Genomic DNA, 24,988 nt, shown 5'->3' with positions numbered 1-24,988 from the left:
CGGTCGCCCCGGCGCGGGGCGACCCGGTGAGCCAGTCCCCGCCGACCGTCCCGGTCTGCTACCGCCACCCGGGCCGCGAGACCTACATCCGGTGCACCCGGTGCGACCGGCCGATCTGCCCCGAATGCATGCGTGACGCAGCAGTCGGTCACCAGTGTCCCGAATGCGTGGCCGAGGGCCGGCGGACCCAGCGGCCGGTGCGCACCGCCTTCGGCGGCGGTGCCGCCGGCCAGCGGGGGTTGGTCACCAAGACCCTGCTCGGGCTCAACGTCCTGATGATGATCCTTTCGGTCATCTCCGGCGGCGGCGAGGGCCTCGCCGGTGGTGGCTGGGGCGGCCTGCTCGGCGGCTACACGCCGCTGATCGGCTGGGGCGCCAACTACGCGGGCGACCCGGTGCTGCAGACCCAGCTCTCCGACGGGACGCTCATCGGCGGCATCGTGCAGGGCGAGTACTACCGCATGTTCACCTCGCTGTTCCTGCACTACGGCGTGCTGCACCTGCTGATGAACATGTGGGCGCTGTGGGTTCTCGGCCGCAACCTGGAATCCGCCCTCGGACCGCTGCGCTTCCTCGGCCTCTACCTGCTGTCCGGGCTCGGCGGCAGCGTCGCGGTCTACTACTTCGCCCCCAACGCGCTGACCGCGGGCGCGTCCGGCGCGATCTTCGGTCTCTTCGCCGGGCTGTTCCTGCTGCTGCGCCGGATGGGCCGGGACACCTCGGCCGTGCTGCCCGTGATCATCATCAACATCGTGTTCACGTTCGCCGTACCGGGGATCTCGATCGCCGGGCACCTCGGCGGCATGGTGGTCGGTGGGCTGGTCGGCACGATCCTGGCGTACGCCCCACGCGAGCACCGCAACCTGGTCCAGGGGGTCGGCTGCGGGGCGATCTTCCTGCTGCTGGTCGCCCTGACGATCATGCGAACGGCGATGCTGAGCATCTGACGGCCGGTGGCCGCCTACCCGGGCGGGCCGGGCCGGATGGTCAGCCGGGCGGGTCGCCCGCGGCCACCCGCCGGGCCGCCTGGAGGGTGGCGGCCACGTCGGCCGGGGCGGCGCCGAGGTCGTACGCCCCGAGCAGGTGCAGCGAATCCCCGGCGTCGATCTCCAGGGTCTCGGTACGCAGCCCGAGGCGGGGCCGGGTGTCGACGGTGATCCGCTCGATGCGGCCCCAGGGCAGGTGTCGTCGGCGGGCATAGCCGGTGACGACGGTGACGCCGTCCTCGTCGACGGCCAGCCGGACCGGCACGACGAGGTCGCGTACCGCCCAGCCCAGCAGGACCACCGCGACCAGCACCGCCAGGCCCAGGGTGACCGGGTCACCGCCGGCGAGGCCGTACCCGATGAGCAGCAGCGCCGCGGCACTGACGAGTTTGAGCAGCGGCATCGACCGGGCGACCCGCCAACTCGTCACCACACCCACGTCACCCATCCCCCGAGCATGCCACCCCGCCTCCCCGCCACCCGCCCCCGCCGCCTTCTGCTGCCCCCGCCGCTTCTTGTCGCTGATCAAGGAGTAGTTGCGGGATTCGCGCCCTGATTTGTCGGGGACATCCCCTTGATCGACGCGATCTTGAGGGGGCGGGTGCGCGTGGCGGGCGGTAGTATCGATCCGACTCAAGTTACCGGGGAGTAGATATGCGGGATGCGGTCATCGTCGGCGCGGTACGGACCCCGGTCGGGCGACGCAAGGGCGGGCTGTCCGGCGTCCACCCGGTCGACCTCTCCGCCCACGTCCTGCGCGCCCTCGCCGAGCGCACCGGCCTCGACCCCGCCGACGTCGAAGACGTGGTCTGGGGCTGCGTGTCACAGGTCGGCGACCAGTCGTGGAACGTCGGTCGCAACGCCGTACTCGCCGCCGGCTGGCCGGAGTCGGTCCCCGGCACCACCCTCGACCGGCAGTGCGGGTCGAGCCAGCAGGCACTGCACTTCGCCGCCGCCACCGTCGTCTCCGGCCAGGCCGACCTCGTCGTCGCCGGCGGCGTCGAGTCGATGAGCCGGGTGCAGATGGGTGCCAGCGCGGCCGGCGGGCTGCCGTACGGCAACCAGGTGCGGGACCGCTACCGGGGCGTCGAGGGGTTCGCGGTCGACGAGCCGGTCCCGTTCAACCAGGGGGTCGGCGCCGAGATGATCGCCCGGCGGTGGGGCCTGTCCCGCACCCGGCTCGACGAGTTCGCGCTGGCGAGCCACGAGCGGGCGGCGGCGGCCCAGGACGCCGGTGCCTTCGACGCCGAGATCGCGCCGGTCGGCACGCCCGACGGCGGCAAGGTGACCGCCGACGAGGGGGTACGCCGGGACACCTCGGTCGCCAGGCTCGCCGAGTTGAAGACCCCGTTCCGGGCCGACGGCGTGGTCACCGCCGGCTCCGCCTCGCAGATCTCCGACGGAGCCGCCGCCCTGGCCGTCACCACCTCGGAGTGGGCCCGCGCCCACGGCCTGTGCCCACTGGCCCGTGTGCACACCGCCGTGGTCGCCGCCGACGACCCGGTGATCATGCTGACCGCGCCGATCCCGGCCACCGCGAAGGCGCTGCGCCGGGCCGGTCTCGACATCACCGACATCGGCGTCTACGAGGTCAACGAGGCGTTCGCCCCGGTGCCGCTGGCCTGGCTGGGCGAGACCGGGGCCGACCCGGCCCGGCTCAACCCGCGCGGCGGGGCGATCGCCCTCGGTCACCCGCTCGGCGGCTCCGGCGCCCGGATCATGACGACGATGCTGCACCACATGCGGGACAACGGCATCCGCTACGGCCTGCAGACCATGTGCGAGGGCGGCGGGATGGCGAACGCGACCATCGTGGAACTTCTTTAGCCGCACTTTTCACGACCGACGCCGCGTCATAATGTGTCAACGCGTCGTTAACCAGGTCATGGACGTGTTCTCACGTACGTTCCTTCCCGCCGCGGCCGAGGCCGGGGTGGCCATCCCGACGGTGAGCCGGCACATGCCGGTCTTCCGCCGGTGTGTCGAGGCCGACGACGCGACCGTGCTGGTCAGTCGCTGCATCCGGGTCGACCGCCCGCTGCGGGGAGAGTTCCTGATGCTGCTGACCTACCGGCGCCTCGTCGTCACCCAGGAGACCCGGCTGCTGCACCGGCTGCGCCTGCACCTCAACACCGAACTGCGGCACCTGAGCAACGTGACCTGGAACCCGGACCCGCGTACGTCCGCGATCGAGGTGGCCGCCACCGCCGTCGACGGCGTACGGGAGCGGTTCGCGATCCCGGTCAGCCAACCGAAGCAGGTCTGGCACGTCGACGCGTTGCTGACCCACCTTTTCCGGCCGCGGATCACCGTGGACCGCACCGAGACCCGAAAGGGGCTGGCCGGCGCTCCCCGTGCGCCGAAGCTCAGCCCCGCCGTCGCGTTCTGAACCCGGGCACCGTCGGGTGTCCGGGTTCGACGTGACGGAGGTGCCCGCCGAGCCGCCCGATCGGCCCGGCGGGCACCTTCGCCCGCGGGCGTCAGTAGACCCGCGACCCGATGAAGTCGTCGTGGCCGTAGCCCACCGGGTTGGCGAACGAGGGCGACTCGAACGACCACTGCTGCCGGGCGTTGCCGCCGCAGTTGGCCAGCCGCAGCCGGGGCGAACCGATGATCGGGTTGTCGAAGGCGAGGCACAGGTTGCCGGCGCCGGCCGGCTTGATCTGGTTGCCGGCGAAGACGAACTTCTGGTTGGCGCCGCCGTGGCAGTCGTGGATGTTGACCGCCTGGCCGGCCGCCAGCGTGCCGCCGGAGACGTCGAGGCACCGGTCGTGTGACAGCTCCGAGTGCAGTGAACGGTTGGTCGGGTCGTACCAGAAGCCCTGGTTCCGGCCACCGTGGCAGGTGTACGGCTGCTGCGGGGTGCCGTTGCGTGAGTCGTACCCCTTGCCGTCGAGGCAGTTGCCGGTGCCGGCGTTGCGGAGCTGCTTGAACTCGAACAGGCCCGGGTAGAGGACGCCGCTCCCGGTGCTGGCCGGGTCGACGCAGGTCGCCCGCTCCTGTCCGGAGTTGTAGAACGCCGTCATGCATTCGGCGAACATGCCGTGGCCGCGGTAGTTGGGGTGGAACGACTGCCGGGCGGCGTTCTCGTCCCAGATCCCGACCTCGATGAAGAGCCCGCGCACCGACGTGTCGTCGGTGCACACCTCGTGGCCGTGGAAGAGCCGGCTGGCGTCGAGGTAGCGGGTGCCGGTGTTGGTCGCCGCCCGGCGCAGCGCCGCCTCGAACAGCGGTACGGCCTTGTTGCGGGCGAACGCGGTGTCGGACAGGTAGAACAGGCAGCCGCCCGAGTACCAGCCGGGGAAGTTCGGATTGTCCTCGACGTCCGGGCTGACCGGACCCGGGTACGACTGCAGCACCAGCTCGTAGTCGGTGCGCAGGTAGCCGGCCTTCGTCATGGTGTCGCGGATGCTGTTCAGCGCCTCCTCGACCGCCGCGCGGCTGCCGTCGGTGCGGATGGTCCACTGGTCGGTGTAGTCGGGGAAGCAGTTGCCGAGGAAGAAGACCCGGCTGATCGCGCAGTCGGTGGCGACGGGTCCGAACTGGATGGTGCCCTCGCCGTTGGCGCCGGCGACGACCCAGATCAGCTTGATCCGGGTGTTCCGGGCCTTGATCGCGAGATTGTCGCCCTGGTTGAGTTCGTTCCACTGGGTCGGACCGCCGGCGACCAGGTTCCACGGCGTGGCGCCGGAGCAGGCGACGTTGAACTGCACGTCGGAGGCGATGCCGGTCCGGAACACGGCCTGGTCGAAGCTGCGGTCACACCAGTTGCCGGCCTGATGGGTGCCGGGGACGTAGTTGCCGACCCCCTCACCGGAGATCTCGCTGTCGCCCATCGTGATGAGGGCGGCCTTGCGCTGCTCGAACGGGCGGATGGCCGGGCTGCCGTAGAGTTCGGTCGCCTCGGCGGCGCGGATCGCTTCCAGGTTGGCGGGCAGCGGCTGGACGACGGGACGGTCGGCGGCGCCGGCCGGAGTGGCCACGCCGGCGAGCAGGGGAAGGACGAGTCCCGCGACGAGGGTCGCGGCGGTGAGGCTGCGCCGCCGGGACGTTCGCGCGGTGCGTCCTCCCGGCGCACGGGTGCCAGGCATCGACGCACTCCCTTCAATCTGATCGTCGAGGATCGATCGAGTCTTCAGAACGTAGCGTGACGGGCGGGCAGATGTGAATAGATTTCGTTAAATATGTTTCCGGTTGATTTCCAGGTCACCGTCCCTGTGTCGACGTGCGCACCTTGCCTTGACGCCGGCGAGAACGTTTAGCGTGGCTGTGACGGGCCGGGCAAGGAGGTCGAAGATGCGGATCGGCGAACTGGCGGGACGCGCCGGCACGAGCACCCGCACCCTGCGGTACTACGAGGAACACGGGCTGGTCCGGGCCGAGCGCTCCGCCAACGGCTACCGGGACTACGACGAGGCGGAGCTGCGGGTCGTGCACGAGATCCGCACCCTGCTCGCCGTCGGCTTCGGCCTCGACGACATCCGCCCGTTCGTCGCCTGCCTGCGCGCCGGGAACAGCTCCGGTGACGTCTGCCCGGACTCGGTGGCCGTGCTTCGGCGCAAGATCGCCGAGGTCGACGCCTACGTCGACCGGCTGAGCGCGGTACGCCGGCAGCTGCACACGCAACTCACCCTCGCCATCGCCAACCGGGAGGAAACATGCTGCACGACACCGAAGCCGGTGCGCTAGCCGTCGTCACCGACGACACCTTCGCGAGCACCGTGCTGGCCAGCGACCGGCCGGTGGTGGTCGACTTCTGGGCGCAGTGGTGCCCGCCCTGCAAGGCGATCTCGCAGAGCCTGGTCGAGCTGGCCGCCGAATTCGGCGACCGGATGGCCGTGGCCACGCTGAACATCGACGAGAACCCGGCCACCGCACGGGCCTACGGCGTCATGTCGCTACCGACGCTGCTGGTGTTCCGCGACGGCGACGTCGTCGGATCGGTCGTCGGATCCCGGCCGAAGGCCCATCTGCGCTCGGCGCTCGGCAAACACGCCGAGCCGGTGACCGGCTGACCGTTTCGACCCGGCGGGCGCTCACGTCGGCGGGACGGCGTAGCCGACGTACCCGCGGAACTCCAGCTGCCAGCCGTCCGGCACCAGGTCCGCGCACACGTCCCGGTTTCCGGTGCAGACGATCGCGTCGACACCCGCCGGATCGGCCGCCGGACGCTGCGGCAGCACCGACTGGAGCGCGACGATCTCGCGGTCCGGCCGGCCGTGCGGTGCCCCGTCCCGCAGCAGCAGCCACCAGGGGTACTCCCAGTTGTCGTTCTGCTGCACCAGCCCGACCCGGCGGGCACCCGCCTCGTCGACCTGCCGGGCCGCCCACCGGAACTCCTCGGCCCACTGCGGCCGGCGGATGAACCGGGTGTCCCAGTCACTGGTGGTCAGCAGTGAGCCGGCGCCGACCAGCCGGCGCGGGAAGCCGTACGAGATCGCGAGCACCCCGGCCAGCGCCGATCCGGCGAGCACGGCGACGGCCAGCCCGGCCGCCACGGACCGCCGCCCGGCTGCCGCGCGGGGCCGGCCCGTGTCGGTGGCCCCGGCCCCGGCCCCGATCGTGGCCCGGCGGCGGAAGAGCGCGTCGAGCCACAGCGCCGCCAGCGGGGCGGCCAGGATCAGCGCGAACAGGATCAGCCGGTTGCCCCACGGCTGCCACTTGATGGTGGAGACGTGCAGCAGCACCGCCACCCCCACCGCCGCGGCGTACGCCCGCACCGCCCCGGCGCGCGCCGGGGCGATCCGCCCGGGGCGCAGCAGCGCCAGCGTGCCGCCGATCAGGCAGAGCGTTCCGGCCAGCGGGAACGCGACCCGGTCCTCGTCGGGATACCAGGACCGGACCGGGAACGTCGTCGTCCCGAAGGTGATCGCCCGGTCCTGCGGGTCGACGCCGACCAGCCGGGCCACCCCCTCGATCGCGGCCGCCGACACGTCGCGCAGCGGCGCGATCGGGGTGTCCAGCGCGGTGTGGGCGATCCGCAGACCGTTGACCAGGATGGACTGCGGGTCGTGGCGTTGCATCGGGATCGACTCGCGCAGCCGGGGCGGCCCGAGCGGGTGGTCGAAGTCGGCGGTCATCCGGATCAGGAACGGCCCGGCCAGCGTGGCGGCCACCATCAGGATGGCGACCGACGCGCCGGCCGTACGCAGGGTGCCCCGCCACCACCCGCCGCCGGCCGGCCCGGCGTCGACCGCCGAGCCGGTCGTCGTCACCCGCAACTGGGCGACCCCCCACAGCACCAGCATCGGTGCGGCACCGAGCAGCCCGCTGGTCTTGGTGATCGCGATCAACCCGGTCGCCGCGCCGAGCGCCAGCATCTCGCCCGCCGTCGCCCGGCGGCGCAGCCCGTCGAGCGCCAGCGTGGCCACGCACACCGTCCACGCCGCCACGACCAGGTCGGTCTGGGTGCTGGTGGCCTGGAGCGTCACCATCGGGGTCGTACCGATCAGGAACGCGGCGAGCAGCTGCGCCCGCCGGCCGCCGCCGAGCTGGGCGACGATCCGGGCCACCAGCAGCAGGCAGCCGACCCCGGCGGCCCACTGCACAAGGTTGTAGAGCGCGTCGCCGCCGGTCAGCAGCCGCAGGTGCAGCAGCAGGTATTCGGCACCCGGCGGAATCGTGACCTGCCGGTGGATCGCGGTCGGCCAGGGCGTCAGGTCGGCCTGCGCCACCCACCGCTCGATCTTCGGCAGGTGGTAGGTCTGCGAGTCGAAGTTGTTGGGCTCGGCCAGCAGCGCCACGACCAGCTCGGCGACGACGAGCAGCCCGATCCCGCCGGCCAGCAGCAGCTCGCCGCGACCGGCCGTACGCCGGAACCCGCGCAGCCGGCCGACGGCGGAGGCCCACGGGCGGTGGTCCGCGCCGCGGCGGCGGCGCAGCCCGGCCAGCGTGCCGGCACCGGCCAGGAACAGCAGCCAGGCCAGCGCCACGGCCGGGGCGGTCAACGCCCCGAGCGCGCCGAGCCCTTCGACCACCAGTACGGCGTACGCCCCGACGGCGAGCGCGGCGCGCACCACCGCCAGCCGCAGCGGCGCGATGGTGCCGGCCGGCGGCCACGTGGCATAGACGAGCGCGCCGAACGCCACGACCGGCGTCACGAGAAGGGGTGACCACGCAGCCGACATGGCGGGAAGTAAACACCACCATGCTGAGCGCCGATCCGCGACCGGGGCCGGTGGCGGAGTCTCTCCAGGCTAGGCTAAAGCCGACCAGTCGTCCGTAAGGTGGAGTTCAAGTGAAACTCTCGATCCTCATGCCGGTCTACAACGAGGAAGACCGCGTTGCGGACGCGCTCAAGCAGGCTCTGGCGGTCGACTACCCGTGCGAGATCGAGCTGGTCGTGGTCGACGACGGCAGCCGGGACGGCACGTCCGAGATCCTCGGCCGGGCCGACGACGCCCGGGTCCGGGTGATCACCCACCAGCGCAACGCCGGCAAGGGTGCGGCGATCCGGACGGCGGTCGACAACGCCGAGGGTGAATACATGGTCATCCTCGACGCCGATCTCGAATACGACCCGCAGGACATTCCGAAACTGCTCGACCCGGTGCTCGACGGTCGTGCCACGGTCGTCTACGGAAATCGGACCTTCGGCAGCCACAGCGCCTACAGCTTCTGGTACGTGATGGGCAACAAGGCTGTGACGACCGCCGCCAACGTCATGTTCAATTCCTACATCGGCGACCTGGAGACGTGCTTCAAGCTGCTGCCCGTCGCCCTCTACCGGTCGCTCGACGTGCGCTCCAAGGGCTTCGGCATGGAGGCGGAGGTGACGGGCAAGCTGCTGCGCCGCCGCATCCGCCCCTACGAAGTGCCGATCAGCTACCGGGCCCGGGGCCGCGAGGAAGGCAAGAAGATCACCTGGAAGGACGGCGTCGAGGCGCTGTGGATCCTGGGCCGGGAACGCGCCCGCCGCCAGGTCAAGCCAGGAAAGCGTTGATCGAACGCCGCAGCCCGGCGGCGTCCAGCCCGTGCCACCGGTCGTGGTCGGCCGGGGTGCCGTAGCGCCGCAGGTCACTGCCGCCCACACCGAGCGCGAGCAGCCGGTGCGGCAGGTCGGACAGCCCCCGGGCCACCACCGCGCTCGACGTCCCGGCCAGATACGGCTCCACCAGGATCACGTCGCGGCCGGCGAGCGTCCGTAGCCCGGCCACGTCGAACGGGCGCGGGGTGTGCGTGTACGCCACCGTCACGTCCAGCCCCTCCGTCGCCGCCAGCAGCGGATCGAGGGTCGGCCCGACCGCCACCGCCAGCGGCGCCCCGGCGCCGGCCCGGCGGACCACCCGCAGCCGCCCGCTGCCGGGCAGCGCGGTCGCGTTCGACGCGGTGCTGAGGCGGACGTACACCGGCTCGTCGTGGTCGGCCGCCGCCCGCAGCAGCGCCGGCACCTCGTCGCGGTGCCCGGGTACCTGCACCGTCCAGCCGGTCAGCGTGTCGAAGAGCCGTACGTCACCAGGGGACATGTGGGTCCGGCCCATCTCCGCCCCGTCGTACGAGGCGCCGACGCTGACCAGGACCGCCCCGACCCCCTGGTGGTCCAGGTCGAGCTTGATCTGCTCGTACGCGCGGTCGACCACGAACGTCGCGTACGAGTGCACGATCGGCCGCAGTCCGGTCAGGGCCAGCTCGCCGGCGACGCCGATCATCAACTGCTCGCGGATGCCGACGTTGAGCACCCGGTCGGGGTGCCGGCGTGCCGCCGGTTCCAGTGCGACGACCGAGATGTCGGCCAGCACCACCGCCGTACGCGGATTCTCGGCCAGCAGGGTCGTCGTGGTCTCGATGAAGGTGTCACGCATGGGGTTTCTCCGTCTCGGATCGGTCAGTGCTTCGGGGCGACAACGGCGACCACGACGTGCGGACGCCCGGGCCGATGCGCGGTGAGCGCGGCGGCGAGGGCGTCGTGGTCGCGACCGTCGACCGTCGCCGCGGTCCAGCCGTTGACGGTGAACCGGGTGTCGATGCCGCCCGGCCAGCCGTGGGTGGCAGAGCGGTTGTCGACGACGACGGCGGTCAGCGTGTCGAGTCCGGTGGCGCCCGCGTACGCGATCGCCTCGTGGTTGGCGCCCTCGTCGAGTTCGGCGTCGCCGAGCAGGACGTACACCCGGGGGTCGGTCAGGCCCTGGGCGCGCAGGCCGAGCGCGGTGCCGACGCCCAGCCCCAGACCGTGCCCCAGCGAGCCGGAGCCGATCTCGACGCCGGGCACCAGCAGCCGGTCCGGGTGGTAGCCGAGCCGGCTGTCCGGCCCGCCCAGGTCGTCGAGCCATTCGGGCGGGATGAACCCCTTGGCGGCCAGTACGGCGTAGTAGGCGGCCGGACCGTGCCCCTTCGACAGCAGGAACCGGTCCCGGTCCGGGGCGTCCACGGTGTCCGGGGTCACCCGCAGGATCCGGTCGTAGAGGACCCACAGCACGTCGAGGGTCGAGTGGGCGCTCGGGGCGTGCTTCTCGTCGCCGGTCACCCGGCGCAGCAGCCCGCCGAGCACGGACGCATCGGCGGTCGTTGTCGTGACTGTCATGCCGGTAGCCTGCAAGTTGAAGTGGACTTCAACTCAAGGGCGAGGCGATGCAGGAGACACTCACCATCGGTGATCTGTCCGCGCGGTCCGGGGTGGCCGCGTCCGCACTGCGCTACTACGAGCGGCTCGGCCTGATCCGCGCCGGACGCACCGGCGGCAACCAGCGCCGCTACGAACGGGCCGAACTGCGCCGGGTCGCGTTCATCCGGATCGCCCAGCAAGTCGGCGTGCCACTGTCGGACATCCGGGCCGCCCTCGACTCGCTGCCGGACGCCCGTACGCCGACCGCCACCGACTGGGCCCGGCTGTCGGCGGGCTGGCGGGCCAAGCTCGACGAGCGGATCGACCTGCTCACCCGGCTACGCGACGACCTGAGCGGCTGCATCGGCTGTGGCTGCCTGTCCCTGCAACGCTGCGCCCTCTACAACCCCGACGACACCCTGGCCGCCGAGGGGCCGGGCCCCCGGCTGATGCAGCCCGGCCGCCCGGCACCGGCGCAACCGCCCGTACGGCCCCGCCGCCGCGGCTGAGCGCCACCGGGCCGGCGGTTCTCACCGGTCCGGCGGCCGTCCTCAGCCGAGGGTGAGCAGGACCTTGCCCAGGTGGTCGCTGCCCTCCACGATCCGGTGGGCGCGGGCCGCGTCCGGCATCGGCACCCGCTGGTCGATCACCGGCCGGATCGCACCCGACTCGACCAGCGGCCACACCTGCTCACGTACGCCCCGGACGATCTCGGCCTTCTCGTCGTCGGGCCGCGACCGCAGCGCGGTGGCGAAGACCGAGCCACGCTTGGCGAGCAGGGCACCCAGATCCAGTTCGGCCTTCCGCCCACCCTGCATCCCGATCACGACCAGCCGCCCGCCGGTGGCCAGCGCCCGGACGTTCCGGTCCAGGTAGGCGGCACCCATGATGTCGAGGATCACGTCCGCGCCACCGGCGACCCGGCGTACCTCCTCGACGAAGTCGGTGCTCGTGTAGTCGATCGTGTGCGCCGCGCCCAGCTCCCGCAGCGCGGCATGCTTGCCCGGCCGGGCCGTCGTGACGACCGTCGCACCCAGCGCGGCACCCAACTGGATCGCGAACGTGCCGATCCCACTGCCACCGCCGTGCACCAGCAGCGTCTCGCCCCGACGCAGCCCGGCCAGCCGTACGACGTTGGACCAGACCGTGCATGCCACCTCCGGCAGCGCCGCCGCCTCCTCGACGGACAGCCCGCGCGGCACCGGCAGCGTGTGCGCCCGCGGCACGGCCACCTTCTCCGCGTAGCCGCCGCCGGCCAGCAGCGCGCAGACCTGCTCGCCGGTGCCGGCGACGACCCCGGAACACTCCAGACCCGGGTACGGCGGAGCACCCTTCGGCGGCGGATAGTGGCCCTGCCGTTGCAGCAGGTCGGCGCGGTTGACCGCGGCGGCCACCGTCTCGACGAGCACCTCATCGGGACCGGGCGTCGGATCGGGGACCTCGGTCCAGGCCAGCACGTCGGGGCCGCCGGGCTCGGTGATCGTGATCGCGTGCACGTCCCAGTCATACCGCAGATCCGCCGTCCCCGCGTGGCGACTGGTTCGCCTGTGGGCGCTCGCGGCGGCTCCGGCCGGCCTGGTCAGTCCGGTACGGCCGCCTCGGACCAGGCCTGGGCCAGGATCTCGTCGACGGTCTGCTCCGGCGACTGCGCCGACGTGTCCAGCCACAGCCCGATCCGGGGGGTGCCCGCCCGCAACCCGGCGTCGAGGTCGGCGGGCGTCCAGTCGCCGTACCCGGTCTTGGGCCGGCCGGCCTCGCGGGCGGTGACCGCCGCGACCGACGGCGCGAGCACCACGACCAGCAGCGGCCGGCTCCGGATCCGGGCCACCATCGCCGGCAGCTCGGCCCCGAGTACGACATCCTGGGCGACGACGGTGAACCCGGCGTCGAAGTAGCCGTCGGTGACGTCCGCGGTCAGCGTGTGCCGCAGCCGGAGCTGCCGCCGCGCCTCCTCTTCCGTGTCGGGCGTCATGTCGGCGCGCCCGTTGACCACCATCCGGCGGAACACGTCACCCCGTACGTGTACGGAGCGGGGCAGGCGTTCGGCGAGCGCCTGCGCGACGGTCGACTTGCCGGCGGCCATGATGCCGGTGAGCAGCACGACTGCCTGCGGTCGCTCGACGCTGGTGGGCACCCGCGTCCTCCTTCCGGGTGAGGCGTGCATGACCGTGGCACACTAGGCACGACTCCGGGTCGGCGCAAGCAGGGCCGGGTCAAGGAGGGTTCGCCTAGAGGCCGATGGCGCTGGTCTTGAAAACCGGTAAGGGAGCAATCTCTTCGTGGGTTCGAATCCCACACCCTCCGCTCTCGCGACAGCGAAACGCCCCCTGAGCAGCACGAACGCTTCACCCGCCGGCTGGGCAGGGTTCGGCAAGGGGCGATCTTGGCGCAACGGCACTTGCTTACGTTCGGTGATCGGCGTCGTCACGACGGTGCCGATCATCTGAGCTAGCAAGGAGCGTCTGATGCGGGTAACTCCCGTCCCCCGAAGACTGGCAGCGGCGGCGGCCGCGGCGGCCGTGACCCTGACCGGCCTGATCACCCTCGCCCCCACCGCGAACGCGGCCGTGGACGCGCCCGGTCTCGAACTGCTCACCAGCGACATCGACCCGGCGCAGCCGCGCGCCGACGTGCTCCGGGTGGCCGTCGTCAGCGACTTCGGTGCCTGTGGCTACGGAATCCCGGCCAAGTGCGCGGACCAGAACGCCGTCGCCGACATGATCCACTCGTGGAACCCGGATTTCATCCTCACCGGCGGCGACAACAACCAGCAGCAGGCCACCGAGGAGCAGGTCCGCCTGTCGGCCGAGCCCTACATGGCCGACATCGAGGCGGGGAAGTTCTTCCCGATCTTCGGCAACCACGACTTCGGCAACACGTGTGACGCCGTCGGCGCGCAGTACTCGATGCAGTACTTCAAGGTGCCGCTGTCCTACCGGGCCGTTCTCGGCAACGGCCTGCTGGAGTGGGTGAACCCCAACGGCGCCTGCCAGACCTCCAACGGCACCAGGATGCCGGCGATCTACGACGACTACCTCGCCACCGTCCAGAACTCCCAGGCGTCCTGGGTGCTCACCGGCGTCCACCAGCCGCCCTACTCCTCGGGCGTCTCCGGCAACAACATCAACCGCCGCTGGGCGATCCAGCCCCAGGTCGACCTGCTGATCTCGGGCCACGACCACCACACCGAGCACATCATCACCCCGGACGGCGACAACCTCGTCCTCACCGGCAACGGCGGCGACGGCACCACGCGACTCTTCACCCCGACCACGGGCAGCCAGTGGCGTGACAACAAGCACCTCGGTGCGATGCGCCTCACCATCACCCCCGAGACCCTCCGGGCAGAGTTCGTGGCCCTCGGCGGCGAGACCCTGTACGAGTTCACCCTCGGCCACGACGCCGACGGCGACACGGTCGTCCTCGACCAGTCCGAGGTGGACCCCGGTGGCGGCACCGACCCCAACCCCGCGGTTCCCGCGAAGCGCGAGGTCTCCTTCGACGTCGCCGCCGGCACGACCGACGGCCTGACCGCGGTCCAGTACCCGGACGGCCCGTGGACGCAGGCCGAGGTGGACGGACGCCGGGCGATCCAGTTGCAGACCAACCCGATGGGCGGCGCCAACCAGCTCTACCTGCAGGTCGACGACGCCGCGATGTCCGGCGGCCCGTTCGACATGGCGGCGGAGGTTACGTACCGCAGCCCCGTCGCCGGGTCCTTCAACCTGCAGTACGAGAACGCCGCGATCGGTGAGGCGTACTCGCCCGCCACCCCGGTGACGATCGCGGGCGGCCAGGTCGGCACGTGGCAGACCGCGACGATCCCGCTGCCCGCCGCCGCGTTCAACAACCGGCAGAACGGCAGCTCCGACCTGCGTCTCACCGCCCCGGCGAACCTGCCGCTGGCGATCTCGGCGATCACGATCCGCAGCACCGCGCCCGCCGGCGTGACCGCGCGGATGGTGGCGGGTCAGGAGCCGGACGGGCTCGCTCCCGTCGAATACTCCAGCGGACCGTTCACGTGGGGCGAGGCCGACGGCCGGCAGGTGCTGCAGACCCAGCCGAACCCCGAGTCGACCACCTCCGGCAACCTCTACATGGCGGTCGACGACCGCTACCTGTCCGGCGGTCCGCAGCACGCCTGGCTGGTGCTGACCTACCTGCCGCAGACAGCCGGCCGGTTCCAGGTCCAGTACGAGAACGCCGCCGTCGGCACCACCTACTACAACGCCACCGTCGTCGAGGTGACCGCCGACCAGGTGGGCACCTGGCAGACCACGACCGTCGACCTCCCGGACGCCGCGTTCAACAACCGGCAGAACGGCGGCGCCGACTTCCGCCTGCGCCTGCCGCAGAACTACCCGATGGCGATCGCCGAGATGCGCCTGACCACGGTCGACCCGGCGAACACGCCCGACCCGCCGACGGAGGAGGAGCCGCCGACCATCCCCGGCAGCGTCCTCAACCCCGTGTCCTGGAGCCCGGAGCGGGCGGGCGGCCTCGACCCGATCGCCTACGAGTCCGGTCCGTTCACTCTCGAGTCCGACGACACGGGCAGCTACCTGCAGGTCCAGCGCAACACGATCAACTCGGGCAACAACCTCTACCTGACCGCGGACGACGCCACGCTCTACGGCGGGCCGCACGAGGTCTGGTTCACCATCGAGTACCGCTCGCCGGTCGAGGGCAGGTTCGAGCTGCAGTACGAGGACGCCGTGACCGGCGCCGCGTACCTGTCGACCGACCCGGTCACCGTCACCGCCGGGGACGTCGGCGTCTGGAAGTCGGCCACGTGGCACCTGCCGGCCGCCCAGTTCCAGAACCGGCAGAACGGTGGCGCGGACATGCGGCTGCGGGGCGCGGACAACCTGCCCCTGCAGATCCGGTCGATGCACATCAGCCCCACCGATCCGGCGACCAATCCGCAGCAGCCGACCGGGCCGATGACCATCCGCGACACCTCCGTGACGGCGCGCGTGCCGGCCAAGGGCAACGCCGTCGCCCAGGTGGTGCTCACCCTCCAGTGCAGCACCGACAAGCCGTGGTGCCGCGAGCGTGTCACGGTCACGTACGAGGGCGAGACCATCGACACCAAGCAGGTCACGATCGAGGCGGACGCCTCGCGCCAGCTGACGCTCAACTTCCGGGGTGCGGCCCGCGAGGCCCTGCGTGCCGGCGCCGACATCACGCTGGACGTCCAGATCGGGGACGCGACCAGCCAGGTGACGGTCACCCCAGTGAGCCGGTAGGTAGGCGCTTAGCCGCGTGCGGCCCTTTCCTCTCGGGGAGAGGGCCGCACGTCGGTGTCGGCGGCGGGGTCTCTAGGACCTCGGTCGGGGTGGCAGCAGCTCGGGGGCCCCGCACCGGATGGGGCCGGGGCGCGAGCAGCGGCCGTACGACGGTGTTGCCGAGCAGCCCGACGGCGCAGGTGACGACGATTCCGACGGCGAGCCCGGCGGTTACGTCGTGGACGTAGTGCACGCCGGCGCCGACCCGGGACAGCGCGATGAGGGCCGCGATGGGTGCGACGACGTACCAGCTACGCCGGACGACGAGGATGCACGCGGTCGCGAGCGCCGCCGCGATCGTGGAGTGGTTGCTGGGCCAGGACCAGTCGCCAGGTGCCGGACAGGCGAGCACGGTCACCGGGTCGAGTGTGCGGCAGGGGCGTTCCTCGCGTACGACCAGCTTGACGAGTTCGCTGGTCAGGTAGGCGCTGATCGTGCCGGCGCCGAGGCAGGCGAGCAGGACGAACGAGTCGCGTCCTCGTCGCCACGCGACGATCGAGACCAGTCCGGTGATCGCGACCAGGACGAGGAGCCCCTGGCGGGCGGTCAGGTCAATCGCGTCACGCATCGCCTCCGGCGGCATCCGGTCGAGTCCGGCGACGGCGCGGTAGAGCCGGTCACGGGCGGTGTACGCGACGATGCTCAGGACGACGAGCAGGCCGGTGGCCAGCGCGAGGGCGGGCAGGGTTCGGCGTGGTGGGTTCATGTACCTCGACGCTAGGAACGTCGCGGTCGCCGTGCTTCTGACCGGATTCCGGGGTCGACTACGACCCTGGTCGTAGAACGGCCGGTGGCGGTCATGACCCTGGTCTGGTCACGCTGTGCGGGCGGCGGGCGATGATGGGGCGGATGGTCTCCTGGGTCCGCGCGTCCGCGCCCGCTGGTGGGAGGCGTTCGCCGGGCGGCGGGCGCCGGGTCGGTGACGCCCTGGTCGCGGCCGCGTTCGCGGTGCTGCTGGTGCTGCCCCCGGTGTCCGGGGTGTTCGTGATCCCGCTGGCCGTCGTCGCCGCGACGTGTGGCTGGTCGAGTCGGGGTGCTTGGTCCGGAGGGCTGGCGCTTCTGGCGGCCGCCGTCGTGGGCGCGATGGCGCCGGTGGTCTCGGCGGTCTCGCTGCAGGGCGTACTGGTCGTGGCTGCTCTGGACGTCTGCTTCGGTGTGTTGCCGTGGCTGGTGGCGGTGGCCTGGCGGGCGCGTCGCGCGTCGACGGAGGCGGCGGCGGCCGCCGCGGAGCAGCGTGAGCGGGTACGACGCCACGAGGCCGAGGCCGCTCTCGCCCGCGAGCGGATGCTGCTCGCCGAGGAGTTGCACGACGATCTCGGGCACGCGCTCAGCCTCGTGGCGTTGAACCTGGGCAGGTTGGAGTTGGAGCCCAGGATCGAGGAGCCGAGCCGGGACGCGATCGCCGCGTCCCGCCGGCAGGTGGCCGAGGCGGTCGCCCGGCTCGGCGCCTCGGTCGAGGTGTTGCGCAGTGGCGAGCAAGCCGCGCTGGTGTCCCGGCATCGGCAGGTCGACCTGGACGGGTTGGTGGCGGATGCCCGCGCCGCCGGTGCGCTGATCGAGGTGGTTGGCCGGCCATCGGCCGACCGGGTGGCCGAGTTCGGTGCCGCGACCGTGTTCCGCGTTGTCCAGGAGGGCGTGACCAACGCTGTCAAACACGCCCCGGGGCAGCCGGTGACGCTGCGGTTCGACGACGCGGGAAACCGGCTGCGCATCACCGTCACCAACGACGTACCCGCCGGGCGGGGATCCGACCGCTCCGGGGGCGGGGGCGGCTACGGCCTGGTGGCGCTTGGTGAACGTGTCCGCCTCGCCGGGGGCACGGTCGAGACGAGCGACGGTGACGGGTTCACGCTGTCGGTGGTGCTGCCGAGGGAGGGGACCGTGACAGCCGACCGGCCGGTATCGGTCGGGCAGGCGCCGAACGAGGTGGTGCGGGCGCGGCGGCGCAGCACGGCCCTGATCTGGGCGGCGGCGTTGGTTCCGGTCGTCGCCGTCGGCTGCATCGCGGTCGCGGTCCAGTTGTTGACTCTGCAGCGGGCCCGCGAGGCGGAACTCGAACCGGAGGTGTTCGCCCAGATCGCTCCCGGCGACGCCCGCGCCGGTGTCGAACCGCTGCTGCCCGGCGGGCAACTCGACATCGACGACGACCCGCCGGCCGGGGGCGACTGCTCCTACTACGCCGTCACCTCGAATCCCCTGGACGACGCGTCCGGTGACTACTACCGGATCTGCTTCGACGGCGACGTGGTCGCGTCGGCCGACCTGATCTCGGCTGGGCACCGGTGAGCGGCGGCGGTCCGCACGGTGACGGCGCGGCACTGCGGGTGCTGATCGTCGACGACGAACAACTGATCCGGCTGGGCCTGGCGAGCATCCTCGGCACGGATCCCGCGATCCGGGTCGTGGCCGAGTGCGCCAGCGGCGAGGAGGCGTTGAGTTTCGTCCGCGGCCACCGGGTCGACGTGGTGCTGCTGGACATCCGCATGGCAGGCATGGACGGCCTTCGCACGCTCGAGGAACTGCGGCGCACGGGTGAGGTTCCGCGGGTCCTCATGGTCACCACCTTCGGCGAGGACGCGTACGTCGCCCGGGCGATTACCCTCGGCGCGGACGGGTTCCTGCTGAAGTCCGGCGACCCCCGTGAGATTCTCCTCGCGGTGCACGCGGTCGCCGCCGGTGGTGCCTTCTTCTCGCCGGCGATCTCCCGCAAGCTGATCGGTTCCCGGGTCACCACCCGCTTCATCGAGCAGGACGAGGCCGGCCGGCGCTTCGAGCGGCTTACGCCACGTGAGCGGGAGGTGCTGCTTCTCATCGGCGACGGGTTGTCGAACCCCGAGATCGCCGGCCGGTTGTTCCTGTCGGAGGGCACGGTGAAGGCGCACGTCACCTCGATCCTGCGTACGACGGGTGCCCGGAACCGGGTCGAGGCCGCGCTCATCGCCGTGCATGCCCGCCCCGACCGCTGGTAGCGCTCCTGTCGGGTCGACGGCGGCTCACGGGTTCGGGTGCCAGCCGAGTTCGACCGATTGGCGGGACCGGTCCGGTGCGTCGCCGCAACTGGTGAACAGGGCGGTGAGCATGGGTACGCCGTGGTCGAGTGCCTGGCGCGGCAGAGGGCCGGTGGCCACCAGGGACACCAGCCCGTGGCCGATGACCCAGGTCTGGGTGGCCAGGGCGACGGTGTCGACGTCGGGACGGAACCGTCCGGTGTCCTTGGCCCGCTCGATGGCGCGTACCAGGGAGTGCAGCGATTCGTCCGCGGCGGCGGGGTCTTCCAGGGCGAAGCCGGCGTCGAACATCACCCGGTAGAGGTCGGGGTTGCTCAGGGCGTTGGACATGTACGCGGCACCCAGGGCGGCGAGGTCTCGAACGGGATCCGGGGTCAGGGGGACGGTCGCGAGTCTGGCGGCCAACCGGGTGAATCCCTCCTGACGCACCGCCTGCCACAGGCCGTCCATGCCGCCGAAGTACGTGTATACGGCCATCGTCGACACGCCGGTGCCCGCGACGATCGAGCGCAGGGTTACCGGCTCCCGGGCGCGCAGCATCTGCGCGGCCCGCTCGATCAGCAGGGTGCGGACCGCGGGGTCTTTTGTTCGGACCATGGCGTCACATTACATAGCGCTGCTATGTTTAGCCAACGGACCACCGGATGCAGGGAGTGACTCATGGCCGTGGAACTGATCAACCCGGACGGGCTGCCGAAGCCCGAGATGTACCGACAGATGTCGATCGCCACCGGTTCGAGGCTGGTGTTCCTGGCGGGGCAGGTCGCCCGCGACGCCGAGGGGAACCCGGTCGGCGAGGGGGACCTGGCCGCCCAGGTCGAGCAGGCGTACGTCAACATCGGCACGGCTCTCGCCGCGGCCGGCGGCTCGTTCGACGACGTGGCGAAGCTGACCGTCTACGTCGTCGACTGGTCTCCGGACAAGCTGCCGGCGCTGGGCGAAGGCGTGGGCCGGGCGGCCGCGCGACTGGGGGTCGACCCGGTCAAGCCGATCACCCTGCTCGGTGTCGCCGCCCTGGGCGAGCCCGATCTGCTGGTCGAGGTGGAGGCCACCGCCGTCATCGACTGACTCCGCCGGCGAAGCGGTCGGTGGCCGGCCTCCTATCCGTTCACAGCCGGACCCAGTCGGTGCGTACGCCGCTCCCGGGTGCGGCCGGGTCCGCCGGCTCGACGACGAACCGGGTCGGGCCGGGCGGCAGGTCGCGTACGGTGAACCGGCCCATCTCGTCGGCCGTCACCTCGACGCTCACGCCGGGCTGCTCGACGCGGAGCCGGGCCGCCTGCGGCGGCACCAGCTGGCCGAGGATGCGCAGCCGGCCGGCGGCCTCGCCGACCTCGACGTCGATCGAGCACGACCCGGCCTCGTAGCTGAGCAGCCGGGCGGGTTCGCCCCGGACGTCGGCGGTGGCCAGCGAGCTGTCGGCGGTGAGTGCGGCGAGTTCGAGGTCGAGCGTCCGCCAGTCGTAGCTGTTGCGGGCCGCCTCGATGGCGCGGGCCGGTACGGGGTCGACCCGCCACAGCATGTCGCGCAGTTCGGCGAGCAGGGCGGTGTCGTCCGGGTGCTCGGCGGGGTTCATCCGTCCACTCCCGACTGCGCGAGGTGGCCGCGCAGGGTGGTCAGGCAGCGGGCCCGGGTCGGGCCGAGGCTGCCGACCGGTACGTCGAGCGCGGCCGCCACCTTCGTGTAGCTGCCGGCCGGGTCGATGACGAGCAGCCGGAGCAGGGTCTGGCAGCGGGCGGAGAGCCGGCGGAACGCGGTCCACAGTTCGCGGTTGCGTTCGTCGACGAGGATGTCGTGCCAGGGCGGCGGCTGCTCGTCGTCGGCCACCTCGGGGGCGTCGGCGTCCGGCAGCGCGCCGGTGCGGCGCTGGCGGAGCAGGTTCAGCGCTTCGCGGCGGGTGGTGGTGACCAGCCACGAGCTGAGTGCGGCCGGGTTGCGCAGATCGTCGAGGTGTTCGACGGCGCGTAGCCAGGTGACCTGGCTGACGTCGGCGGCGTCGGCGTCGTTGAGCCGGAAGGCCCGCGCGGTCGCCCAGACCAGTCCGGCGTAGCGGTCCACAAGGGAGTTCCAGGCGTCGCGGTCGCCGGCGGCCGCCGCCGCGACGAGGGTGTTCGGGTCGGCGTCCATCGCTTCGGAGCCTATCCGGGCGGTGGCGGTGGTTGCCCGGCCACGGTGCCGGCCGGGGCGGGGGTCGACGGAGATGCTCATGGCAGTCCGATGTAGCCGTCGAAGGTGCTACCGGCGGTGCCGACGACCTGCCGCAGCGCCGCCACGGGCGACCGGCCGGCGGCGACGTGACCGGCGATCTCGGCGACCACCCGTGGGGTGGCGAACGACGTACCGCTCCACTCCGCCCAGCCGGACGGGAAGAACTTGTCGTGGTTGATGAACGTGCTGTGGATGTCCTGGCCGTGGGCGGCCAGCGTCACCCAGGGGCCGGCGTTGCTCCAGTCGCAGATCGCGGCACCGTCGTGAGCGGCGACGGCGACGATCCGGTCGCTCCACGGGTGCCCGGCACCGGCGAACGCGGCCGGCCAGAACGGGCTGGTCCGGTTGCCGTTGTTGCCGGCGGCGGCGACCACCACCCGGTCCGGTACGGCGAGCACGTTCTCCAAAGCGACCCGCATCCCGACCGGCGGCAGGTCGTCCTCGGTGAAGCCGCCGAGGGAGAGGTTGACGATCTGCACCGTCGGATCGAGCCGGCCGAGCGCCCGGACGAGCTGCTCCTCGGTGCAGACACCGAACGTGTCCAGCACCTTGAGCACGCTCAGTTCCACCTGGGGCGCGTGCCGGACGATGACGCCGGCGATGAAGTTGGCATGTCCGACGTCGCCGTCGAGCAGGCCGTCGTTGTCGACGTCGGTCTCGGTCTCCACGTCGACGCCACCGGGCCGGTAGTAGCCGGCCGGCAGCTTGCTGTCGGCCCACACCCCGGTGTCCACGATGGCCACCGAGACCAGGTCCTCGTCGTGCGGGCGGCCGGCCAGCTCGGCGGCACCGGCCGGGACCGGCGGCCCGCACGGCCCGCCGTGGTTGAACGGGGTGCCGAGGAAGACGTGGTTGGGGCAGAGCACCGCGGCACCCCGGGGCGCGCCGCCGCGTACGGTCCGGACGGTGTCGGGCACGTCGAGGCCGGTGGCGAAGTAGCGGCGCAGCCCGGGTACGACCTCCTCGTCGCCGAGTGCGTTCACCTCCCGGCGCTGGCCGGTCAGGTAACGCTCCACGTGTCGCCGGTCCTCCTCGACCACGAGCAGTTCGTCGGCGACGTACCAGACCGGGTGGTCCGGACGGGTGGCGGTGGACCGCAGTCTGGGCAGGCTCCGCAGCCGGCGCTGCCGGCGGTGGTGGTAGCCGGCGAGCCGGTCGTCGGACGGTGACATGGGGCCTCCCGGTTCGTCTTTCGTGGACGTTGTCTGACCTCATAGATCAGACGGCGGTACCGGGGCCGCCGATACGTCCGGTACCCGACAGCCGGGCGGCGTGCCAGGATCGTCCGGTGACCGCCATCGAGGGGGCGTTGGGGGACGGGCCGGCCCAGCGGGCGTTGCGACTGGTGACCGCCGATCCGCGGCAGGCGGGCAGGTTGGCGGTGGAGGCCCGGCGCGAGGCGCGCCGGGCCGGGGACCGGGACGCCGAGTCGACGGCCGAGCGGGCGCTCGGGCTGGCGGCCCGGGAGCTGAACGACTCCGGTACGGCGCTGCGGCACCTGCGGCGGGCGGTCCGGGTGGCCCGGGCGGCCGGGCTGGCGCAGCGGACGGCCGAGGCGCGAATGAGTCTGGCGCTGGTCCTGGCCGAGGTGGGGCGGCCCGGCCAGGCGTTGCGTGAGCTCGACGAGGCGGCACCGGCGCTGGACGGCCTGCCCGCCGCCCGGCTGGGCATGCAGCGGGCGTTGACGCTGGACCGGCTGAGCCGGTTCGCCGAGGCGATGGACGGCTACACCGGTGCGATCGCGGCGTTCCGGCGGGCCGGTGACCAGCTCTGGCAGGCCCGGGCGCTGACCAACCGCGGTGTCCTGCACGCCTACCGGGGCAGCCTGCGGCAGGCCGAGGCCGACCTGTTCGCCGCCGAGCGCCTGTACGACGACCTCGGGCAGCACCTGGCGGTGGCGCAGGTGCGGCACAACCTCGGGTTCGTGGCCGCGCAGGCCGGTGACGTGCCGGGGGCGTTGCGGTGGTACGACGTCGCCGACGAGTACTTCGCCCGCAACGGCCGTCCCGCGATCGCCCTCATGGACCGTGGTGAGCTGCTGTTGCGGGCCCGGCTGCTGCCCGAGGCCCGAGATGTCGCGCAGGCGGCGCTGGAGGCGGCGCGGGCCGGCCGGACCCGGCTCTACGAGGCGCAGGCGCGGCTCATGCTGGCCGAGGTCGCGATTGGTGGCGGTGACCGCCGGACGGCCCGCCGGCACGCGTCGGCCGCGTACCGCGCCTTCGTGCGGCAGGGCCGACCGGCGTGGGCGGCGCTGGCCAGGTATACGGCGTTGCGGGCGGCCGACGAGACGGCGCCGGCGCGGCGGCTGCGCCGGGCCCGGGAGGTGGCCGCCGAACTCGCCGCCGCCGGCTGGCCGACGCCCGCGCTCGACGCCCGCCTCTACGCCGCCGGGCTGGCCGCCGGCCGGGCCGAGGGGGCCGAGGAGCTGCGGCTGGTGCTGGCGGCCGGCCGTAACGGGCCGGCGGAGCTGCGGGTACGCGCCTGGCACGCCGCCGCCCTGCTGCGCGACGCGGTCGGGGATGCCGCCGGTGCCCGCCGGGCGCTGCTGGCCGGGGCCCGGATTCTCGACACCTACCGGGCCGCGCTGGGCGCGACCGAGCTGCGTACGTTGGCCGCCAGCTATGCCACCGACCTTGCCGCGACGGGGTTGCGGTTGGCCCGGCAGACCGGGCGGGCCCGGTCGGTGCTGTGGTGGGCGGAGCGGTGGAAGGCGGCGGCGCTGCGGCTGCCGCCGGCCCGGCCGCCGCACGAGCCGGCGCTGGCCGCCGACCTCGCCGAGCTGCGTCGGGCGGTCGCCGAGGCGGACTCCGGGGTGGCGGCCGGGCGGGTCAACGCGCTGTGGCGGCAGCGGCGGGCGCTGGAGGAGCGGATCCGGCGGCGGAGCTGGCACGCCCGGGGCAGTGGTTCGGCCAGCCGGTCCCCCAACCTGCTCGCCCGCCTCGGTGGGGAGCTGGCCGACCGCACCCTGTTCGAGCTGATCGACATCGGTGGCGAGCTGCACGTGATCGTGGTGCACCGGGGCCGGTTCCGGAGCCGGCCGTTGGGGCGTACGGACCGGGTGGTCGCGGAGTTGGAGGCGTTGCGGTTCGCGCTGCGCCGGATCGTGCTGCGCCACGGCGGGCCGGCGTCGCGGTCCGCCGCCGTGCAGGGTGCCCGGCACGCCGCCGAGCAGCTCGACCGGGCGCTGTTCGCGCCGGTACGGGGCTGGCTCGGGGACGGCGAACTGGTGGTCGTACCGGTGGGGTTGCTGCACGCGACGCCGTGGGCGCTGCTGCCGACCTGCCGGGGACGTGCGGTCAGCGTCGCGCCGTCGGCGACGGCGTGGCTGGACGCGACGGCGCGGGCGGCCGGGGCCTCGCCGGGCGGGCGGCCGCTGCTGGTGGCGGGACCGGGGCTGACGCACGTCGACCGGGAGGTACGACGGCTCGCCGACGCGCTCGCGCCGGCCGAGGTGTTCGTCGGGGCGGCGGCGGGCGCGGAACCGGTCCTGGCCGCGCTCGACGGCGCCCCGCTGGCGCATGTCGCGGCCCACGGCGGGTTCCGGTCGGACAACCCGATGTTCTCCTACCTGCGGCTCGCCGACGGGCCGATCACCGTCTACGACCTGGAGCAGGTGGCCCGCCCGCCGGCGGTCGTGGTGCTGTCGGCGTGCGAGTCCGGGCTGTCGACCGTGCATCCGGGCGACGAGCTGATGGGGCTGGCCGCGGCGTTGCTCGGGGTCGGGACCGCGACGGTGCTCGGCAGTGTGCTGCCGGCCCAGGACGAGGCCACCCTCGAACTGATGCTGGACCTGCACCGCCGGCTGGCCGGCGGGAGCGGTGCGGCGGCCGCGCTGGCGGCGGCGCAGGCGGCGATGAACGGCACCCTCGACGAGCGGTCGGCGACCGCGGCGGCGTTCGTCTGCTTCGGGGCGGGCTGACCGGCGGCTCCGGTATCGGCGGCCCGGCACCGCCGGGA

At 72.7% G+C, this 24,988-nt stretch carries 24 protein-coding genes and 1 tRNA gene; 13 read left to right on the top strand and 12 right to left on the bottom strand.

Annotation, left to right across the window (positions count from 1 at the left end; genetic code table 11):
- The first annotated feature begins 26 nt into the window (after nt 1-26).
- A complete protein-coding gene (locus AB0I42_RS07155; protein WP_357534977.1) occupies nt 27-947 on the top strand; it encodes a rhomboid family intramembrane serine protease in 921 nt (306 codons plus the stop codon).
- A gap of 40 nt (nt 948-987) precedes the next feature.
- Here AB0I42_RS07155 and AB0I42_RS07150 read toward each other — a convergent pair whose 3' ends face one another.
- The gene (locus AB0I42_RS07150; RefSeq protein WP_357534976.1) at nt 988-1,434 is read right to left on the bottom strand and encodes a PH domain-containing protein; all 447 of its coding nucleotides are present in this window, start codon (nt 1,432-1,434) and stop codon (nt 988-990) included.
- A gap of 206 nt (nt 1,435-1,640) precedes the next feature.
- Between AB0I42_RS07150 and AB0I42_RS07145 the strand changes: the two genes are divergently transcribed.
- Complete coding sequence (locus AB0I42_RS07145; protein ID WP_357534974.1) at nt 1,641-2,813, top strand: acetyl-CoA C-acyltransferase; 1,173 nt, start codon at nt 1,641-1,643, stop codon at nt 2,811-2,813.
- Between the two features lie 58 nt (nt 2,814-2,871).
- Nucleotides 2,872-3,375: a hypothetical protein gene (locus tag AB0I42_RS07140; protein WP_357534972.1), complete on the top strand. Its 504-nt coding sequence runs from the start codon at nt 2,872-2,874 to the stop codon at nt 3,373-3,375.
- 91 nt (nt 3,376-3,466) lie between these two features.
- Here AB0I42_RS07140 and AB0I42_RS07135 read toward each other — a convergent pair whose 3' ends face one another.
- The gene (locus tag AB0I42_RS07135; protein ID WP_357534970.1) at nt 3,467-5,077 is read right to left on the bottom strand and encodes a ricin-type beta-trefoil lectin domain protein; all 1,611 of its coding nucleotides are present in this window, start codon (nt 5,075-5,077) and stop codon (nt 3,467-3,469) included.
- 205 nt (nt 5,078-5,282) lie between these two features.
- On the opposite strand from AB0I42_RS07135, the gene AB0I42_RS07130 reads away from it, so the two are divergent.
- Together AB0I42_RS07130 and trxA are read left to right on the top strand one after the other, a co-directional pair.
- Nucleotides 5,283-5,675: a MerR family transcriptional regulator gene (locus AB0I42_RS07130; protein WP_357534968.1), complete on the top strand. Its 393-nt coding sequence runs from the start codon at nt 5,283-5,285 to the stop codon at nt 5,673-5,675.
- On the top strand, nt 5,645-6,001 hold the full coding sequence (gene trxA, locus AB0I42_RS07125; RefSeq protein ID WP_357534966.1) for a thioredoxin: 357 nt from the start codon (nt 5,645-5,647) through the stop codon (nt 5,999-6,001). Before AB0I42_RS07130 ends, trxA begins: the two co-directional genes overlap by 31 nt.
- Before the next feature lie 21 nt (nt 6,002-6,022).
- Here the strand turns inward: trxA and AB0I42_RS07120 are convergent, their stop codons facing one another.
- Nucleotides 6,023-8,113 carry a hypothetical protein gene (locus AB0I42_RS07120; protein WP_357534964.1) on the bottom strand — a complete coding sequence of 697 codons (2,091 nt, stop codon included), beginning with the start codon at nt 8,111-8,113 and terminating at the stop codon, nt 6,023-6,025.
- A 110-nt stretch (nt 8,114-8,223) separates the two neighbouring features.
- On the opposite strand from AB0I42_RS07120, the gene AB0I42_RS07115 reads away from it, so the two are divergent.
- On the top strand, nt 8,224-8,928 hold the full coding sequence (locus AB0I42_RS07115) for a glycosyltransferase family 2 protein (RefSeq protein WP_357534962.1): 705 nt from the start codon (nt 8,224-8,226) through the stop codon (nt 8,926-8,928).
- On the opposite strand, the gene AB0I42_RS07110 is transcribed toward AB0I42_RS07115, so the two are convergent.
- Together AB0I42_RS07110 and AB0I42_RS07105 are read right to left on the bottom strand one after the other, a co-directional pair.
- The gene (locus tag AB0I42_RS07110) at nt 8,909-9,787 is read right to left on the bottom strand and encodes a transketolase (RefSeq protein WP_357534961.1); all 879 of its coding nucleotides are present in this window, start codon (nt 9,785-9,787) and stop codon (nt 8,909-8,911) included. The two genes, AB0I42_RS07115 and AB0I42_RS07110, sit on opposite strands and share 20 nt — an antisense overlap.
- A 23-nt stretch (nt 9,788-9,810) precedes the next feature.
- Nucleotides 9,811-10,506: a transketolase gene (locus AB0I42_RS07105; RefSeq protein ID WP_357534959.1), complete on the bottom strand. Its 696-nt coding sequence runs from the start codon at nt 10,504-10,506 to the stop codon at nt 9,811-9,813.
- Between the two features lie 47 nt (nt 10,507-10,553).
- Between AB0I42_RS07105 and soxR the strand changes: the two genes are divergently transcribed.
- Nucleotides 10,554-11,036, top strand: a complete 483-nt coding sequence (gene soxR, locus AB0I42_RS07100) for a redox-sensitive transcriptional activator SoxR (protein WP_357534957.1) — start codon at nt 10,554-10,556, stop codon at nt 11,034-11,036.
- Between the two features lie 42 nt (nt 11,037-11,078).
- Here the strand turns inward: soxR and AB0I42_RS07095 are convergent, their stop codons facing one another.
- Nucleotides 11,079-12,023 (bottom strand): NAD(P)H-quinone oxidoreductase, encoded by a 945-nt coding sequence (locus AB0I42_RS07095; RefSeq protein ID WP_357534955.1) that lies wholly within the window; start codon nt 12,021-12,023, stop codon nt 11,079-11,081.
- An 83-nt stretch (nt 12,024-12,106) separates the two neighbouring features.
- Entirely contained in the window at nt 12,107-12,661 is a 555-nt protein-coding gene (locus AB0I42_RS07090) for an AAA family ATPase (protein WP_357534953.1), read from the bottom strand.
- A gap of 83 nt (nt 12,662-12,744) precedes the next feature.
- Between AB0I42_RS07090 and AB0I42_RS07085 the strand changes: the two genes are divergently transcribed.
- A tRNA-Ser gene (locus AB0I42_RS07085) sits at nt 12,745-12,831 on the top strand.
- Nucleotides 12,832-12,992: 161 nt separating this feature from the next.
- Nucleotides 12,993-15,776, top strand: coding sequence for a metallophosphoesterase (locus AB0I42_RS07080; RefSeq protein WP_357534952.1), 2,784 nt, complete (start codon nt 12,993-12,995; stop codon nt 15,774-15,776).
- Here AB0I42_RS07080 and AB0I42_RS07075 read toward each other — a convergent pair.
- Entirely contained in the window at nt 15,757-16,521 is a 765-nt protein-coding gene (locus tag AB0I42_RS07075; protein ID WP_357534950.1) for a phosphatase PAP2 family protein, read from the bottom strand. The genes AB0I42_RS07080 and AB0I42_RS07075 overlap by 20 nt on opposite strands.
- A gap of 143 nt (nt 16,522-16,664) precedes the next feature.
- Between AB0I42_RS07075 and AB0I42_RS07070 the strand changes: the two genes are divergently transcribed.
- Both AB0I42_RS07070 and AB0I42_RS07065 read left to right on the top strand, forming a co-directional pair.
- A complete protein-coding gene (locus AB0I42_RS07070; RefSeq protein ID WP_357534948.1) occupies nt 16,665-18,101 on the top strand; it encodes an ATP-binding protein in 1,437 nt (478 codons plus the stop codon).
- Nucleotides 18,098-18,784: a response regulator transcription factor gene (locus AB0I42_RS07065; protein ID WP_357534947.1), complete on the top strand. Its 687-nt coding sequence runs from the start codon at nt 18,098-18,100 to the stop codon at nt 18,782-18,784. Before AB0I42_RS07070 ends, AB0I42_RS07065 begins: the two co-directional genes overlap by 4 nt.
- 24 nt (nt 18,785-18,808) lie before the next feature.
- On the opposite strand, the gene AB0I42_RS07060 is transcribed toward AB0I42_RS07065, so the two are convergent.
- Complete coding sequence (locus AB0I42_RS07060; protein WP_357534946.1) at nt 18,809-19,420, bottom strand: TetR/AcrR family transcriptional regulator; 612 nt, start codon at nt 19,418-19,420, stop codon at nt 18,809-18,811.
- Between the two features lie 63 nt (nt 19,421-19,483).
- On the opposite strand from AB0I42_RS07060, the gene AB0I42_RS07055 reads away from it, so the two are divergent.
- Nucleotides 19,484-19,891 (top strand): RidA family protein, encoded by a 408-nt coding sequence (locus AB0I42_RS07055; protein ID WP_357534945.1) that lies wholly within the window; start codon nt 19,484-19,486, stop codon nt 19,889-19,891.
- Between the two features lie 40 nt (nt 19,892-19,931).
- On the opposite strand, the gene AB0I42_RS07050 is transcribed toward AB0I42_RS07055, so the two are convergent.
- The 3 genes from AB0I42_RS07050 to AB0I42_RS07040 form a co-directional block, all read right to left on the bottom strand.
- Nucleotides 19,932-20,399 carry a hypothetical protein gene (locus AB0I42_RS07050; RefSeq protein WP_357534944.1) on the bottom strand — a complete coding sequence of 156 codons (468 nt, stop codon included), beginning with the start codon at nt 20,397-20,399 and terminating at the stop codon, nt 19,932-19,934.
- Nucleotides 20,396-20,950 carry a sigma-70 family RNA polymerase sigma factor gene (locus tag AB0I42_RS07045; RefSeq protein ID WP_357535245.1) on the bottom strand — a complete coding sequence of 185 codons (555 nt, stop codon included), beginning with the start codon at nt 20,948-20,950 and terminating at the stop codon, nt 20,396-20,398. Before AB0I42_RS07045 ends, AB0I42_RS07050 begins: the two co-directional genes overlap by 4 nt.
- Nucleotides 20,951-21,027: 77 nt before the next feature.
- Entirely contained in the window at nt 21,028-22,203 is a 1,176-nt protein-coding gene (locus AB0I42_RS07040) for a S8/S53 family peptidase (RefSeq protein WP_357534942.1), read from the bottom strand.
- A gap of 125 nt (nt 22,204-22,328) precedes the next feature.
- On the opposite strand from AB0I42_RS07040, the gene AB0I42_RS07035 reads away from it, so the two are divergent.
- Complete coding sequence (locus AB0I42_RS07035) at nt 22,329-24,950, top strand: CHAT domain-containing protein (RefSeq protein WP_357535243.1); 2,622 nt, start codon at nt 22,329-22,331, stop codon at nt 24,948-24,950.
- Nucleotides 24,951-24,988: the final 38 nt, after the last annotated feature.

It is taken from the genome of Polymorphospora sp. NPDC050346, from assembly GCF_040655695.1.
Lineage (GTDB): Bacteria > Actinomycetota > Actinomycetes > Mycobacteriales > Micromonosporaceae > Polymorphospora > Polymorphospora lycopeni.
Note: the sequence above shows the minus strand (reverse complement) of the source record. Positions and strands in the feature narration are given on the sequence as shown.

What these genes read in the sequence shown, in the direction of transcription:
- AB0I42_RS07150 (WP_357534976.1), bottom strand. Translation starts at nt 1,434, where the DNA reads ATGGGTGACGTGGGTGTGGTGACGAGTTGGCGGGTCGCCCGGTCGATG.
- AB0I42_RS07145 (WP_357534974.1), top strand. Translation starts at nt 1,641, where the DNA reads ATGCGGGATGCGGTCATCGTCGGCGCGGTACGGACCCCGGTCGGGCGA.
- AB0I42_RS07140 (WP_357534972.1), top strand. Translation starts at nt 2,872, where the DNA reads ATGGACGTGTTCTCACGTACGTTCCTTCCCGCCGCGGCCGAGGCCGGG.
- AB0I42_RS07135 (WP_357534970.1), bottom strand. Translation starts at nt 5,077, where the DNA reads ATGCCTGGCACCCGTGCGCCGGGAGGACGCACCGCGCGAACGTCCCGG.
- AB0I42_RS07130 (WP_357534968.1), top strand. Translation starts at nt 5,283, where the DNA reads ATGCGGATCGGCGAACTGGCGGGACGCGCCGGCACGAGCACCCGCACC.
- trxA (WP_357534966.1), top strand. Translation starts at nt 5,645, where the DNA reads ATGCTGCACGACACCGAAGCCGGTGCGCTAGCCGTCGTCACCGACGAC.
- AB0I42_RS07120 (WP_357534964.1), bottom strand. Translation starts at nt 8,113, where the DNA reads ATGTCGGCTGCGTGGTCACCCCTTCTCGTGACGCCGGTCGTGGCGTTC.
- AB0I42_RS07110 (WP_357534961.1), bottom strand. Translation starts at nt 9,787, where the DNA reads ATGCGTGACACCTTCATCGAGACCACGACGACCCTGCTGGCCGAGAAT.
- AB0I42_RS07105 (WP_357534959.1), bottom strand. Translation starts at nt 10,506, where the DNA reads ATGACAGTCACGACAACGACCGCCGATGCGTCCGTGCTCGGCGGGCTG.
- soxR (WP_357534957.1), top strand. Translation starts at nt 10,554, where the DNA reads ATGCAGGAGACACTCACCATCGGTGATCTGTCCGCGCGGTCCGGGGTG.
- AB0I42_RS07080 (WP_357534952.1), top strand. Translation starts at nt 12,993, where the DNA reads ATGCGGGTAACTCCCGTCCCCCGAAGACTGGCAGCGGCGGCGGCCGCG.
- AB0I42_RS07075 (WP_357534950.1), bottom strand. Translation starts at nt 16,521, where the DNA reads ATGAACCCACCACGCCGAACCCTGCCCGCCCTCGCGCTGGCCACCGGC.
- AB0I42_RS07070 (WP_357534948.1), top strand. Translation starts at nt 16,665, where the DNA reads ATGGTCTCCTGGGTCCGCGCGTCCGCGCCCGCTGGTGGGAGGCGTTCG.
- AB0I42_RS07060 (WP_357534946.1), bottom strand. Translation starts at nt 19,420, where the DNA reads ATGGTCCGAACAAAAGACCCCGCGGTCCGCACCCTGCTGATCGAGCGG.
- AB0I42_RS07055 (WP_357534945.1), top strand. Translation starts at nt 19,484, where the DNA reads ATGGCCGTGGAACTGATCAACCCGGACGGGCTGCCGAAGCCCGAGATG.
- AB0I42_RS07050 (WP_357534944.1), bottom strand. Translation starts at nt 20,399, where the DNA reads ATGAACCCCGCCGAGCACCCGGACGACACCGCCCTGCTCGCCGAACTG.
- AB0I42_RS07045 (WP_357535245.1), bottom strand. Translation starts at nt 20,950, where the DNA reads ATGGACGCCGACCCGAACACCCTCGTCGCGGCGGCGGCCGCCGGCGAC.
- AB0I42_RS07040 (WP_357534942.1), bottom strand. Translation starts at nt 22,203, where the DNA reads ATGTCACCGTCCGACGACCGGCTCGCCGGCTACCACCACCGCCGGCAG.